This window comes from Clostridium tunisiense TJ, from assembly GCF_000300195.1.
Taxonomy (GTDB): Bacteria; Bacillota; Clostridia; order Clostridiales; family Clostridiaceae; genus Clostridium_J; species Clostridium_J tunisiense.
This window is the reverse complement of record NZ_AMQH01000015.1, coordinates 41,254-55,766: the sequence shown is the minus strand read 5'-3', so window position 1 is coordinate 55,766 and position 14,513 is coordinate 41,254. Positions and strand designations below refer to the sequence as shown.

Genomic DNA, 14,513 nt, shown 5'->3' with positions numbered 1-14,513 from the left:
CCCTATTATGCAAAACCATTTTCACTAAGAAAATTAAAATCTATGCCCTTATTTATTGGAGCTTGCTCCCTTGCACCTAAAAACTTCTCAACATACTTTCCTAAAACATCACACTCTAAATTCACCACATCTCCAACTTTCTTTCTAAGAAGGGTTGTCAAGTCCTTAGTATGTGGAATAATTGAAACTTTAAATACCTTATTATCAACATAAGCCACGGTTAAGCTTACCCCATCAATTGCTATTGAACCCTTCTGTACAATATACTTTAGTATTTGCTCTGAAGTATTAATTGTTATCCACACTGCATTATCTTCTTTTTCAAAGCTTGAAATTGTACCCATCCCATCTATATGACCAGAAACAATATGTCCACCTAATCTATCACCTACTCTTAAAGCTCTTTCTAGATTTACTTCTTCTCCAATAGAAAAGTTACTTAGATTGCTTCTTCTCATGGTTTCAGCCATTGCATCTACGGTGAATTTACTACTGCTAAAAGATGTTACAGTGAGACATACTCCATTAGTACAAATACTGTCCCCAAGTTTTACCTCTTCAAGGACTTTATTTGCCTTTATGGTTATTCTTGCTGATTTTGTTGATTTAGAAATAGCTTCAACTACCCCTATTTCTTCCACTAACCCTGTAAACAATTAATGCTACACCTCCTTTTAAAATTAAACTTCTTTAACCTATGTGCTTTTTATTTTTATTCTTTATTAAAAGTTTATTTGAAATTATGTTTTTTAATCTTCAGTTGTATAAGTACTTTTACTTATATTCATTTTTATATAGTAAACTTTTCTTTACCTCTATGCTTCAATTAGTCTTCTTATTTTTCTATGTACCCCTCTACCATTAAGTCCTGCCCAAAGTGATGAACCCTTATCTCTTTAAGAGTTATCGCATCTTTCATGAACTCTTTTCCAATTCCTCCCACTGGAGTTTTTGAAGTTTCACCACCTATAATCTTTGGAGCAATAAAAGCATTGACTTTATCCACAATTCCTTCTTCTAGAGCTGAGTAGTTAAGCCTACTTCCCCCCTCTAAGAGAACACTGTCAATTTTCATTTCTCCAAGTATTTTCATTAAATAGGTTAGGTCCACACTATTATTTTTTAAAGGAGTAACTATTATTTCTGCGCCTTTTTCCTTAAGCTCACGTATTTTATCCTGATTTGCCTTCTCAGTAGTAGCAATTATAGTCTTTGCATTTGAGGAAAGATTTAATACCTCTGCCTCTAAAGATATTTTTGCTGAAGAATCCACAATTATTCTAACTGGATCCCTAGAGTTTACACCTTCTAATCTGGTAGTAAGCATGGGATCATCTACAAGAACAGTACCAATTCCCACCATTATTCCTGATAATCTATGTCTTAATTGGTGTACGTATTTTCTTGAAGCCTCTCCTGTAACCCACTTTGAGTCTCCTGTATAAGCTGCAATTTTACCGTCTAAAGTCATTGCAGTCTTCATAACACAAAAGGGTGTACTCGTTGTTATGTACTTTAAAAAAACTTCATTCAGCTTTTTTCCTTCTTCCTCTAGGACACCAGTGACCACCTCAATACCTGCATCTTGTAAAATTTTTATTCCTTTCCCACTAACTAAGGGATTAGGATCCTTTAAGCCTATAACAACTTTTTTAATTCCATTCTCAACAATTGCCCTTGCACAAGGAGGTGTTTTTCCATAATGAGAACAAGGCTCTAAGGTTACATACATAGTTGCTCCTTTCACCTCTTCTGTGACATTTTTAAAAGCATTTATTTCTGCATGATGGCTTCCATAAACTTCATGGTATCCTTCCCCAATTACCTTTCCATTTTTCACTATAACAGCTCCTACCAATGGGTTAGGATTTGTAAAGCCAATGCCCATTTCTGCAAGTTTAAGAGCTCTTTTCATATACTGAATATCCAACTTAATCATTCCCTTCCTAGGTACGAATCATATTGTGACTATAATATTAAAAGCCCTGAGATTTTATTCTCAGGGCTTAATTCCTTATACTTTAATAATACTATAGCCAAAAATACGTAAACTATTCCTAATTTTACATATAAAAGGGTACTGCAATATTATATTTTTCTTCTTCCATCCAGACTATACTGTCGGCTTCGGAGTTACACCGAATCTGCCTTACGGCTCGCGGGCTATACCGCCGGTGGGGACTTACACCCCGCCCTGAAGACTTATTAAATTGTTGTAAAATTCACAAGCTAAATATAACACTGTGTATTTTATTAGTCAATAGGAATTTTACTTAAAATAGTAAATTTCTTATGACTTTGTGTTATAAATATTAACTATTTAATCCATTTGTGAATACTAGAATTTCAACATTAAGTGTAATACTAAAAATTTACTATTTTCAGCCATCAGGCTAATAAATTCAAAACTAACCTTACTAATAATTGTAATTATTTTACCTTACATCTACCGAAACTAAATTAAATTATATTAGGAGTTATTTTTCTTTTAATTTGGTATCTATAATAAAAATTCACTGACAAATAAAATAAGAAAGTGAAAGGTCTTTTGAAAAACTCAGAATGAAAAATAGTTCTTTCCATAATGCTTCTTACAGCAAACACATCATTGTAAAGTTGCCAATAGGCCTCTGTGAGCTGCTGTGGAGTCATATTTTTAGGAATGTGTACAGCTTCTGTTCCATTATAAGAATATATGTTATGATTGCAAATTCGATTTTCTTTCATCATATCTTCATAAAACTTTGTTCCTGGAATAGGCGTTAAAATGTAGAACCTAGGAACCACAATTTTATTATCTCTTATAAAGTCACTAGTTGCCTTAATAGATTCTAAGGTATCACCTTCAGCACCCACTACCATTTCTGTGGACACATCTATTCCTGCCTTTTGTATTTTCTTTAATAATCTTGGATAATCCTTTGGATTTTCCCAAGCTTTATTCATACTATTTAGACTTTCTTTGCTTATGCTTTCGAGTCCAAAACTTAAGGCTATACAACCACTTTTAGCTACAGCTTTTAAAAGTTCTTCATCATCCCCAATTTTTACAGAGCATTGGGACAACCATTGCATGTTTAGCTTTTCTATTTCTCTACAAAGTTCAAACATATAATCTCTATCTGAAAGTATATTGTCATCTAATAAAAGGAACTTTTTAAACCCAAGTTTTTTCACCTTCTTTATATCCCTTATAACATCCTTAATTTCTCTTCTGAAGTATCTAGTTTTATAAAGGCAATATACTGAACAAAAACTACAGGCATTTGGACATCCTCGTCCTGCTTGCACTGGTAAAAAATCCCCTATTTTTTTATTTAGGATTAAGTCATATCTTGGCACTGGTGTTTGTAACGTTGTTAATTGTTTTTTATATAAAGGTTTAAGCTGTCCACTTTCATAATCTTTTAATAAATCTTCCCAAACAGACTCTGCATCTCCAACAACTACTGCATCACAATACTTTTTTGCCTCTTCAGGCATAAGACTTACCATGTAACCTCCTAAAATTACTGTTTTTCCTCTTTTCTTAAACTCTGCTGCTATATCTAAAGTTCTAATAACTGCATGTCCCATACTACTTATGGCAACTATGTCTGCATCATTTTCAAAATCTATATCTTCAATGGTTTCTAAGATTATTTCCACCTGATACTCTTCTGGTGTTAAAGCAGCTAGAAGTGGCAAGGCAAGGCCTACAAAATACAGTTTTTTCTTTTTTATGAGGTTTCCAGCATTATCATAAGGTGTTGGTTGAATTAGTAATATTTTTTTCATTAACTCTCTCCTTCACTATGATGTAATCATAAGTTTTAAATAGGTCTTCACTACTCCAAAAGACCCTTTGGCCATTCTAAGCACAGTACCCGGTCCAAATCTTTTTATCATATAGGAGGTGCTATTCATTCTAATATTTATATAAAGTACAAACCTTAAAAGTTCAAAATAATATCTTCTTAAAGACATTTTTGAAGGCATTATAGTTATTTTACCAAAACTCCATGCCTCATACTCCGTTGGATTGTATATAACTCTTTCCTTATACTCCTTATACATTGGCAAATTAGGAAATGGGGTCAAAGGACTAAAGGTGGATATCTCTGGTTTAAGCTTTCTTACATAACTTTTCATGGATTTAAAATCCTTTAAATCCCAATCAGGGTGAAGCATAAAAGAAGCCCAAACATCAATACCTATTTGTTTTAAAATTTTGCTAGCTTTAATATTATCCTCTACAGTGGATTTTTTCTTGTAGTTTTTCATTTCCTCGTTATTAAATGTTTCATATCCCACAAGAACAGCTTTAAGCCCATTATCCTTTAACCTACTTATGGTATGTGGATGAGATAGTACACTATGAACACTGCCATAACAAATAAAATTCTTAACTATATCTTCTTGCTCTAATAAATCACAAAATTTTTCTAATCGCTCTTCGTCATTTAAAAAATCATTGTCACAAATCATAACAGACGGCTCTTCAATTTCCTTAAGTTGTTTTATTATCAAAGCTAATTGAATATCCTTTTCCTTAGCACCTTCAATTCTCCACCTTAAGCAAAAATCACAGTTTTTACTGCAACCTAAAGAGGTTTGCATTATAGCGCAGGGTTTATAGCCTAAATAACTATATTTGCTTCTATATTTTTTAGTTGCTATTCTATCTGGTACCATATATTCATTTCTTCCATGGACGTTGGTTCCTATAAAATCCAAAGCTCTACTATGAATTCCATCTATGGGTTCAACGACTCCCTTGGATATGATGTGCATAAACTTTTTTAAATTATCTGTTGTAGTGTACTTAAAAACATGATCTATGTGATTTGTAAAAAATCCTTCTGGATTTAAATAAGCTTGAGTTCCCCCTACAAAGGTAATTGCCTCAGGTTTTAATTCCTTTGCTTCCTTTGCCAGTTTTATTACATTGTTTACATCTATACAAAGAGAAGTTATCCCTACTATATCTGGATTGAATTCTTTAAGGGTTTTTGAGAAGTTTTCTCCAGTTACCATTAGATCTAAAATTTCAACACGGTGATCTTCTTTCAGAACTTTGTATACGCATTCAAGTCCTAGAGGTTCACAAAACATCATTTCTCCTAGAGTAACAGCTTGTTTAATTCTTGGAGGACGAACAAGTAAAATTCTCATTTAACCATCTTTCCTTTTCTATTTTATTTATATTTATAAAATCAAAGTTACTACATAACTCTTAGTTAATTTTACCATGGCTTTTAAGGTTTCCAAATGCATAAAGCAAGTCACTACATATGAATCTAATATATGACTATTTTTCAGGTTCTACCCAAATTCCGCACTAACCTCGTTGTCTCCAAGAGACTCACATAAGGTTATTTCCCCCTAATAGCCTTTAAAATATATTGCATTGATATATTAGAACTTCCAATAGAAAGTTTCAAGGTTTCTAGGAATCCATATTTCTTTATGATATAAAGTACATTTGATGGCCTCATGATGATCTTGTAATATAGTTTTATTATATTGAAATAATAATTTCTAATGGATAACTTTGATGGAGTCACTGTCAGGTGAGCTAAATCCCACTTTTCATACTCTTCTCTCTTTACTATTAACTGGTTTTTATACTGCTGAAATAAATCTGTTCCTGGAAGTGGAGTGAAGGGCTGAAGGTTAACAAATCTTATATTGAGTTTTTTTACCCACTGGTATAACCTGTCAAAGTCCTCTTTACCCCAATCTATTCCTAGTATTAAAGTAGCATAACATTCTATATCATATTTTTGAAGAACTTCAACAGCTCTTTCATTTAATTTCACTTCAGATTTTTTATTATACTTTATTAATTCTTCCTCACTTGAAGATTCAAGTCCTACAATACAAGCCCTAAGGCCTACTTCTGAAAGTTTTTCAATGACTTGCTGATTTTCTGCTATAAAATCTGATCTTCCATAAACTAAAAACTTCTTTTTAATTCCGTGAGCTTTGAGGATTTCTGCAAACTTTAATAATCTTTCCTTATTAAAAAGAAAATCATCATCTACAATATAAACTTCCTCTTCTTCAATATCTTTTAATTCACATACAATATCCTCTAAATCCCTGGCAAAATACTTCCCATCAGTAATGTTTCTACAAAAACAAAAACTGCACTTATAGGGACATCCGTAAGAAGTTTTAATAAGTGCACAAGGATTATGGAACATGTAATAGTATCTATTTCTATACCTACTTACACTTTTCCTATCTGGATGCTTCCATGTGAATTCCATAGCCTTCTCAATTATTTCGCCGCCATAGGTCCCTGGAACTTTAGAACACTCATGTGTTTCTAGGGAATTAATAATATTTGTAAAGGTTTGAATTCCATTAGCTCTTATTATATAATCAATGTGCTCTGATAAAAAATCTTCAGGTACTACTTCTGCATGAACTCCTCCAACCACAACTTTTATAGCCCTTGATACCCCTTTTATTTCTTTTGCATAATTCTTAATTACATTTACATGAGAAATATACCCAGTGATTCCCACTACTTCAGGGTTATATTTTTTTATATAATATTCTAAAGAATTCCTTTCTAGAATCATATCTAGAATTTCTATCTCATGTCCTAAAGGCTTAATATTAGCTACTAAATATTCAAGTTCTAGAGGCTCACAAATCATTACACTTTGAAGTCCTATAGTTTCCTTCGGCGGCCTTGGTCTTACTAGTAAAATCTTCAAACTATTTCCTCCTTAATTTAAAAACTACTATAGATGGCATATAAGCTCTTTCTCTTATAAGAATCTCTTTTTCCAAAATAAAATAGTCCTTTGTCAGCTCTCTTATTTCCTTTGGACTCAAATATTTAGCCTTAGTAGTAGTGAATTTAACTATAAACATAGCTACTTTATCATAAAAACTTCTTTCAGAAGCTTGAGCTAAAATTAAATATCCCTGGTCCTCTAGCAAATTATAAAACTTTTCCATAGTTGCTTTTTTGTCTTTATAGTAGGGAAAAGAATGGCTACAAGTTATAATTCTATGCTTCTTTTCTGCCTTAAATTCTTCTATTGCACAGTTACTATAGATTATTTTTGAAGTCTTTTTCCTTGCTTCCTCTACCATGGCCTTAGAATAATCTATTCCTTCCAATGAATAAATATCCTTCCTAAACTCTTCCTCAATTTCTCTTGTTAGCTGACCTGTGCCGCACCCCACATCAAGAAGTGCTATTTTTCCTCTATTTGTAGATTCATTATTTCTTCTATTATCACTTCTAATTATTTCTTCTATCTCTTTTAGGATAACTTTTCTAGTTGGTCCTAAGGAATATTTCTGAACCCATAATCTTTCATATTTCGATGCCCAAAAGTCCCAAATACTCATAACTATTTCCCCCTAAAATTATAATCAAATTAGACCTATTGTATTTTACTAACCTAACTCTCACTATTGAAAATCTTTTACCCCTGAAATAAAATCCTTATATTCAATATTTCATAAATAAAAATTTATAGCCACTTGAAAGGTGCTTAATAAACTCATTATTTCTTAATGGACTTTCCATTGCTGAAAAGCATTAATTTTAAAGTGTTAAAATACACTTTAAAATGCAGGATATAAAAATAAAAATAGTACTTTAAAACAGAAAGATTAGTTGGCTTAATTAAAAGATGGAGAAAATCCATTTTATCATAATTATGGAACCTTATTTCATCTTTATATCTTTCATAAAGTTCTGTACCTGGAAGGGGTGTATATATTGAAAATGTACATAACTTTAGTCCAACCCTTTTAATCCATTTATATAACTTATTAAAATCTTGTTTTTTGTAATTAATGTGAGTTACAAATAATCCAACACACTCTATTCCAAATTCCTTTAAAAAAGCTACACAATTTTCATTGATATTACTATTTGTTCCCTTAGAAAAACCTTGAAGTTCTTCACTATCCACTGCTTCTAACCCAACTATTACTTGTTTTATGCCTATTTCCTGAATAAGAGGAAGCAAGTCTTTATTTTTCACAATAAAATCAGCTCTAGAATAAATTATAAAATTCTTCTCAATTTTATTTGTTTTTAACATATGAGCAAAAGCTATTAATCTTTCTCTAGAAATAAGAAAAGTATCATCTATAATCCATATATTTTCACAATTAATACTTTTTATTTCTTTCAAAACACCCTCTAATGCTCTTTGAGTATAAACTCCTCCATTTAAAAGCCTACAATAGCAAAAGTTACAGGAATAAGGACATCCGTAAGAAGTTTTAATCATGGCATAAGAACCTAAATTTAAGTATTTAAACTTATTCTTATTTTTATAGAAAAAAGCTCTATTTGGTGGTTTTTGCTTCTCCGGATTAAAAACTTCCCTTTCATTGATCTTCCATTGACCTTTTTCTCCCTTACAACAAATACCCTTAACCTCAGAAAAGTAGTCCTTATTAAAGCTACCGCTGGCAAGGTGTTCTAAGGGCTTAAAACCGCCTGAGTAACATACAATATCAATAGCCTCATGGAAAAAATCCTTATAGTTAACCTCAGCATGAACTCCTCCTACTATAATAATAGTGCTTGGATTAGTCTTCTTCATTTGTACCGCATAATAAATCATAGTGGTCACATTGTTTAGATAACCTGACATGATAACCACCTGTGGCTTTTCTCCTTTAAAAACCTTTAGAGTGTTCTTCTTACTTATAACTTCGTCTTGAATAAAATACTGAAGTTTATAATCCTCTAGTAATGTAGCTATATATTCTAATTCTAAAGGCTCCACTACAATTGGAGAAATCACATTGTATGCACTTTGAGCTTTAATTCTAATTAGCATTATTTTCATTAAAAATCTCCTTCAGACTTATTTATATATAACAAAATACTCAATACTTCTAACCAACTATTCCCTTTAGTATGTTTTCACTTTGCTAAATATGGTCTACTTAATGCATTTGCTAACTTCTATTTCGTACACATTAAACTTTTTGTGTTCTTGAAAATCAAATACCAACCCACAATTCACTGAAGGAAAATTATAATCTAATATCCAACTTGACTCACAATACTTATACTTATTCTTAGAAAGGTCATAACACTTTCTTAAAAGACCAAAGGCTACTCCTGTATTTCTGTACTTTGACATAACTCCAAGCTCTACAATTTTTATCTTCTCAATGTTAAATAGGCTTAATTTATTCTTTAATACAGTTCCAATTCCAAAACTTTTATAAGGTGTAACTAACTCATGAAAGTCAGGATACCACAATAAAAACCCTATAGGTTCATTTCCTTTATAGGCAAAGATAAGATTTTCACCCTTAATTAAATAAGATAAGTCTTTAAAAAGTTCAAAATCCATAGAAGCTTCTCTTGGATAATAGAATTTATGTTCTTTAAAAATTTCATTATTAAGCTTAGTATAAATATTAATCTCACTTTTAAGGTCTTTGATATTCATAGTTTTAAAGGAGTAGTTTCTATTAACTCTTTCTATAACCTTATCTATCTTAGCCATATGAAATTCCTTTAAATCCTTTATTAAGGAGGTAAGTACAACCTTATTATGTGGATAGGCTTCAAAGATTTCTAAGTAAAAAGGAGGATTGTAGGAAGTACCAAAGCTTTGAGGAGTTTCAAAATGGCTGCTAAGAACACCTAACCCGTAGTTCACATGACCATTCATACCAATAAGTATTTTGGGTATTCCTCTTTTTCTTGCTATTTCAATAGCATAATCAATCAAACTCCTTCCAGCCTCTTCTTTTCCTTTCTTGCACTCAAAAAAAGAAATCTGAAGATAATCCTTGTAATTTCTTTCATGGATTAACAAGGCAGCAGCAAAAACTTGTCCAAGTTCTTCAACTAGCACTCCCTCGATACTAGCTTTTTTTGAAAAAGTAGTATTTTTAAAGAGCATATCCTTTAGAGTTAACTCCTCAGAATTCTTCATGTAGGGATTATTTTTATATAAGCTTCTTCTAAAGCTTATAATTTTATTTTTTAGCTCTTTAGTGTTACAATTTATAATCTGCATTATAATCCCCTTTCATAATTTTATTTCAATGAAAAATAATTTTTATTTTCATTAACGTTTATAAGCTTAGTTTAAATCTCAGGAATTATTTTTTCATTATTTATAAATACATGGTACTTTTTAAAATTATATTTATAACTTAGAAATGGAACTAAATATTGAATTAATTTATTAAAAAACTTATTAGAACTATGGATGTATAAGTACTTTTCTTCAAGTGTACATCCAAGCCTTAATTTAGCATCCTCAGCCGTTTGTCCCATCTTTATATCTTTTGCCCCACTTTCTATTGCTCTAGCAATAATCTGGTAAAGCATATTAAAATATAAGCCATTATTTTTATTTACCTTATAATCTATTCCTCCAAATAAAAAGTAAAAGGTTTCCTCTTCTTTAAAAGTTTGAACAAACCCCACGGTCTTTCCCTCTAGGTAAAAAACTGTGGTATCTGCACCATTCTCTCTAAAAAATTCTATAGGTAACTTTTCAAGCTTAAAACTTGACTTATTATATACATTTTCATAGAGCTTATAAAGCTCCTCTGTAAACCTTTCATATTTTTCTAGCTTCCTTATATCTAGGGATTTCCCATGTTTTCTTACTTTATTATATCGATACCTATGCGATGGCTTCATGGCTTCTAAGTAACTCTGAAAGCTATTCCAGGGCAGTTCCATAATACAATCAGGTAAAGTATATCCTCTTTTTAATTCTTTAAATTTATCATTACTATTAAGTACTACCTTTATTCCCTTTATAGATTTTAATATCTTTAAAAATACCTCTTCCTTTTCACAACAGTATCCTGACGCCGACACTGAAGCCGGAATACCAATAATAGTTATGGGAATGTCTAACTTAAACTTGCTATAGGTAAACATATTAAGTTTTAACTTATATGTGACAAAGCAGTATTGTTTTTTATCTTCATTAGCTACTAAATAGTATTGGGCTCCACAAGGATTGGTCGTTTCTAATAACTTTAAATACTTCTTCTTTAAAAAAGGGGATTTTTCCACTGCCTCATCCCAATAATTTGGAATCTCTTCTACTTTGTTGAAAACTTTTATATTCATATTACCCCTCACTTGAATTTCCCTAAAACTTTAATTAAACTTACTTTCATAATATTCGTAACTTAATTCTATCATATTAATAACACTTATAAAGATTATTACTACATAATCTCTTTGATATAATTTACACTCTATTATTTGTACTTGTAAAATCTATGACATTAATGTATGTATTATAACTTTCATTCTTTAAATTTGTAGGAAGTCAATGCGAGGACTTCACTAATTTGCTACTCCCTTATTATATAGATATACCACGTCATAGCTTTAAATAAAATTAAGTTTTTTCAATGCTTTGATAGCAAAATGCTTTAACGTTTCAAGTAGTAAATCTATAAGGAACCAGAGTTAAAACTTAATTTATACATGAGTCCTCCCCTGGTTCCCTTAAGGGGTTATGAAGATTAATAAGTTAAATTTCTATCATGGAACCCTATAGCCAAAATACTTCCAAATAGCTTTTTTAGTGATAGGCTACTGTGTTCATTACACCTTTAACATTAACAATTTCATAATTATTTCATTTCCTCCTAGAAGCTAACAATTATTCTTCCTATAATGTCTAAAGATATCTATAAGAAAAAACGGAAGTCAATTGACTTCCGTTAGTTATTGTTCATTAGTAACAGTTCTAAATCTTACATTGAAACTTACATATCCATCCTTATACTTAGCTTCAATCCAACCTCCTTGAAGTTGCACAATACTTTTTGCAATAGCAAGCCCCAAGCCACTTCCTCCAGTATCCGAAGACCTAGATTTTTCTGCCCTATAAAACCTATCAAATATTTTTTCTAAATCTTCTTCTCTTAAATTATCACATTTATTCTGTATACTAACTACTGCTACATCTCTTTCCTTTGTAAGAATCACCTTTATTTGCCCTGGCTTTAAGCTATATCTTATAGCATTCATAAGGAGATTTTCAAAAACTCTTACTGTTTTAGCCGGATCAATATTAACAATTACTTTTTCATTTATAAACTGTTCTGTAATTACTAAGTTATTCTCTTCGCTAATAGGACTTAATTCATCTATAAGCTGATCTAGAAGTCCATTTAAAGCTATATTTTGTTTGTCAACTCCTACTCCACTGCCGCTTAGCTTAGTGTACTCAAACAAATCACTTATTAGTACCTCTAGTTTCTCCGTCTTATTGTAGGCAATAGTTACAAAATCCGTTAGTTGTTCTTGCCCTTTATATTTGTTTTCCTTTATAAGTCCTAAGTAGCCCTTAATAGAAGTTAGTGGCGTCCTAAGATCATGAGAAACATTTGTTATTAACTCACTCTTTGTTCGCTCTGCTTTTCTCTCATTTTCAATTCTTTTTTTTAACTGCTGAGCCATGAAATTTATGTTATTAGCCAGAGAGCTAACCTCATCTTCCCCCCAGATATTGATTCTGTGATCTAAATTTCCCTTTGAAATCTCAATAAGTCCATGTGATACCTCCTCAACATATCTCATTTTCTTATTAGTTATAAAGTAAAAGGATAAAAGGAAGGTTAATAACGCTGCAACGTCCCCAGCCATAGGATCATTATTAGTTTCATAAACTATTTGCCCTTCAGGTACTCCACTTACAATGACATACCCTTTGCTATCAGTAAAATTTATAGGATAAAAGCTTACATATTCCTTGCCTTCGTTGAGCTGATATTGGTCCCTATACTTTGTTATTTCCATGGCACTCTTTATTGTTGTATAGATATCTACTTGTGTTTCGTTTGCATTTTCAGATTTATATAAAACCTTCCCATCTAAATCCGAAATAATAGTTTTAAAATTATGATTTTGTGAAAGATTATTTAAAATTTCATCAATAGCCTTCTTATCATTTATACTTATTTGAGAGTTGGTTATATTATCCACTATATTCCCTGCTTGATCGGCCATTCTCTCAGTGCTTCCACTATAATCTATTCTTGCATATCTGCTTCTATCCCTAAAGAAATCATTTGTAATTCCAGAAACTATTGTGGACAGCAAAAGGCAAATCCCAAAAATTGTAACTAGTTCTAGCCTAATACTTTTTCTAACTTTACTCCAAAACATATGATACAAGTTCGTTATTGGGGAAAATAATTTCTTTATAAACTTCGGACATCTAATTTTCAATTTTATAACCTACTCCCCATACAGTTTTTATAAATCTAGGTTTTCGTGGATTTTCTTCGATTTTTTCTCTTATTTTTCTTATGTGTACCATCACCGTGTTGTCTGATTCAAAAAAGTCTTCCTTCCACACCATAGAATAGATCTTTTCTATACTGAAAACCATGTTTTTATTTTTAGCCAAAAGATACAATATTTCAAACTCTCTTGGGGTAAGCTTTGCCTCTTTATCACCGATTCTAACCTCATGGGTATTAGTGTTAATAACTAAATCCTCTATTTCAATTATATCGTCTTTTTTCTCAATAGTAGTGTTTAACCTTTTATATCTTCTAAGTTGTGACTTAACTCTAGCTAAAAGCTCTAAAGGATTAAAAGGTTTAGTAACGTAATCATCTGCCCCTGTGGTTAGTCCCATTATCTTATCCATATCCTCTGATTTTGCTGAAAGCATAATAATAGGCATGTTTTTATCTTCCCTAATTTTCATGCAGGCTTCTATACCGTCCATATCAGGCATCATTACATCTAGAATTATTAAATCAACTTCCTCATTTCCTAAAAGTTTTAAAGCTTCTATTCCATTGCCAGCCTTTAAGACTCTATAATTTTCGTTAGCTAAATATATTCCAACTAGGTCTCTAATTTCTTTTTCATCATCCACCACCAAGATGGTTTCTTTATCCATAATAAGCACCTCTTTAAATTAAAATTATCCACAATTCTATATGCCCCATCTGCAAACACAACTCCAAAAACCACATCTAAAATAACATGTTGTTTTACCAAAAGAGTAGATATGATTATTAACCAAGCTGTGAAGCTTACTAGATTATTTACTTTTAAATTACTATTTCCACTTTTCCTCATACCTATTACCATAGCATAGCTAGTTAAAACATGTATACTTGGAAAACAGTTGTAAGGATTATCTGATTTGTATACAATACCTACAATTTTAGTTAGTATATCGTCACCTATTAATTCAGGTCTTGGTACACTAGTTTGGAAGAAAAAATATACCCCATAACATAAAACCATACCAAGAATTAAAGTGCTCAAAGTTTTATAATAAACTTCTTTGTAGTAAAAACAAAAGTATACTAAAGTCATAAGTATAAAAGGATACCATAACATATAAGGTAAAATAAACACTTGTGAAAAAGGTATTATTCTATCTAAATCAGTTACAAGAGAGTAAACGCCTCTATTAGAATTGTTTAAAACTCCATAAAATATATTTGTTATAGGAATTAAAAGCATAAGCATTAGAGAAAATAAGTTATCCTTTATTTTTTTAATCATGACTACT

12 protein-coding genes and 1 riboswitch are annotated in these 14,513 nt (G+C 31.2%); all 12 genes read right to left on the bottom strand.

The genetic code is table 11. The annotated features are described in order from the left end of the window. Positions 1 to 5: 5 nt before the first annotated feature. Positions 6 to 656 carry a riboflavin synthase gene (locus tag C661_RS0115865; RefSeq protein WP_017416330.1) on the bottom strand — a complete coding sequence of 217 codons (651 nt, stop codon included), beginning with the start codon at positions 654 to 656 and terminating at the stop codon, positions 6 to 8. Positions 657 to 835: 179 nt separating this feature from the next. Next, on the bottom strand, positions 836 to 1,939 hold the full coding sequence (gene ribD / locus C661_RS0115860; RefSeq protein WP_017416329.1) for a bifunctional diaminohydroxyphosphoribosylaminopyrimidine deaminase/5-amino-6-(5-phosphoribosylamino)uracil reductase RibD: 1,104 nt from the start codon (positions 1,937 to 1,939) through the stop codon (positions 836 to 838). Between the two features lie 153 nt (positions 1,940 to 2,092). Beyond that, positions 2,093 to 2,206: riboswitch (FMN riboswitch) on the bottom strand. 254 nt (positions 2,207 to 2,460) lie between these two features. Next, on the bottom strand, positions 2,461 to 3,777 hold the full coding sequence (locus tag C661_RS0115855) for a B12-binding domain-containing radical SAM protein (RefSeq protein ID WP_017416328.1): 1,317 nt from the start codon (positions 3,775 to 3,777) through the stop codon (positions 2,461 to 2,463). A 15-nt stretch (positions 3,778 to 3,792) separates the two neighbouring features. After that, positions 3,793 to 5,154, bottom strand: a complete 1,362-nt coding sequence (locus C661_RS0115850) for a B12-binding domain-containing radical SAM protein (RefSeq protein WP_017416327.1) — start codon at positions 5,152 to 5,154, stop codon at positions 3,793 to 3,795. A gap of 200 nt (positions 5,155 to 5,354) precedes the next feature. Beyond that, complete coding sequence (locus C661_RS0115845; RefSeq protein WP_017416326.1) at positions 5,355 to 6,710, bottom strand: B12-binding domain-containing radical SAM protein; 1,356 nt, start codon at positions 6,708 to 6,710, stop codon at positions 5,355 to 5,357. A gap of 1 nt (position 6,711) precedes the next feature. Beyond that, complete coding sequence (locus C661_RS0115840; RefSeq protein ID WP_017416325.1) at positions 6,712 to 7,356, bottom strand: class I SAM-dependent DNA methyltransferase; 645 nt, start codon at positions 7,354 to 7,356, stop codon at positions 6,712 to 6,714. A gap of 158 nt (positions 7,357 to 7,514) precedes the next feature. After that, a complete protein-coding gene (locus tag C661_RS0115835; RefSeq protein WP_017416324.1) occupies positions 7,515 to 8,819 on the bottom strand; it encodes a B12-binding domain-containing radical SAM protein in 1,305 nt (434 codons plus the stop codon). Positions 8,820 to 8,915: 96 nt separating this feature from the next. Beyond that, on the bottom strand, positions 8,916 to 10,010 hold the full coding sequence (locus C661_RS0115830; RefSeq protein ID WP_017416323.1) for a GNAT family N-acetyltransferase: 1,095 nt from the start codon (positions 10,008 to 10,010) through the stop codon (positions 8,916 to 8,918). Positions 10,011 to 10,081: 71 nt separating this feature from the next. After that, positions 10,082 to 11,086, bottom strand: a complete 1,005-nt coding sequence (locus tag C661_RS0115825) for a GNAT family N-acetyltransferase (RefSeq protein WP_017416322.1) — start codon at positions 11,084 to 11,086, stop codon at positions 10,082 to 10,084. Between the two features lie 609 nt (positions 11,087 to 11,695). Further along, positions 11,696 to 13,141, bottom strand: coding sequence for a sensor histidine kinase (locus tag C661_RS0115820; RefSeq protein WP_242826008.1), 1,446 nt, complete (start codon positions 13,139 to 13,141; stop codon positions 11,696 to 11,698). A 52-nt stretch (positions 13,142 to 13,193) separates the two neighbouring features. After that, complete coding sequence (locus C661_RS0115815) at positions 13,194 to 13,889, bottom strand: response regulator transcription factor (RefSeq protein WP_017416320.1); 696 nt, start codon at positions 13,887 to 13,889, stop codon at positions 13,194 to 13,196. Beyond that, the gene (locus C661_RS0115810) at positions 13,835 to 14,506 is read right to left on the bottom strand and encodes a phosphatase PAP2 family protein (RefSeq protein ID WP_017416319.1); all 672 of its coding nucleotides are present in this window, start codon (positions 14,504 to 14,506) and stop codon (positions 13,835 to 13,837) included. The genes C661_RS0115815 and C661_RS0115810 overlap by 55 nt, the downstream gene beginning before the upstream one ends. Between the last annotated feature and the right edge of the window lie 7 nt (positions 14,507 to 14,513).

What these genes read in the sequence shown, in the direction of transcription:
- ribD (WP_017416329.1), bottom strand. Translation starts at nt 1,939, where the DNA reads ATGATTAAGTTGGATATTCAGTATATGAAAAGAGCTCTTAAACTTGCA.
- C661_RS0115855 (WP_017416328.1), bottom strand. Translation starts at nt 3,777, where the DNA reads ATGAAAAAAATATTACTAATTCAACCAACACCTTATGATAATGCTGGA.
- C661_RS0115850 (WP_017416327.1), bottom strand. Translation starts at nt 5,154, where the DNA reads ATGAGAATTTTACTTGTTCGTCCTCCAAGAATTAAACAAGCTGTTACT.
- C661_RS0115840 (WP_017416325.1), bottom strand. Translation starts at nt 7,356, where the DNA reads ATGAGTATTTGGGACTTTTGGGCATCGAAATATGAAAGATTATGGGTT.
- C661_RS0115835 (WP_017416324.1), bottom strand. Translation starts at nt 8,819, where the DNA reads ATGAAAATAATGCTAATTAGAATTAAAGCTCAAAGTGCATACAATGTG.
- C661_RS0115830 (WP_017416323.1), bottom strand. Translation starts at nt 10,010, where the DNA reads ATGCAGATTATAAATTGTAACACTAAAGAGCTAAAAAATAAAATTATA.
- C661_RS0115825 (WP_017416322.1), bottom strand. Translation starts at nt 11,086, where the DNA reads ATGAATATAAAAGTTTTCAACAAAGTAGAAGAGATTCCAAATTATTGG.
- C661_RS0115820 (WP_242826008.1), bottom strand. Translation starts at nt 13,141, where the DNA reads ATGTTTTGGAGTAAAGTTAGAAAAAGTATTAGGCTAGAACTAGTTACA.
- C661_RS0115815 (WP_017416320.1), bottom strand. Translation starts at nt 13,889, where the DNA reads ATGGATAAAGAAACCATCTTGGTGGTGGATGATGAAAAAGAAATTAGA.
- C661_RS0115810 (WP_017416319.1), bottom strand. Translation starts at nt 14,506, where the DNA reads ATGATTAAAAAAATAAAGGATAACTTATTTTCTCTAATGCTTATGCTT.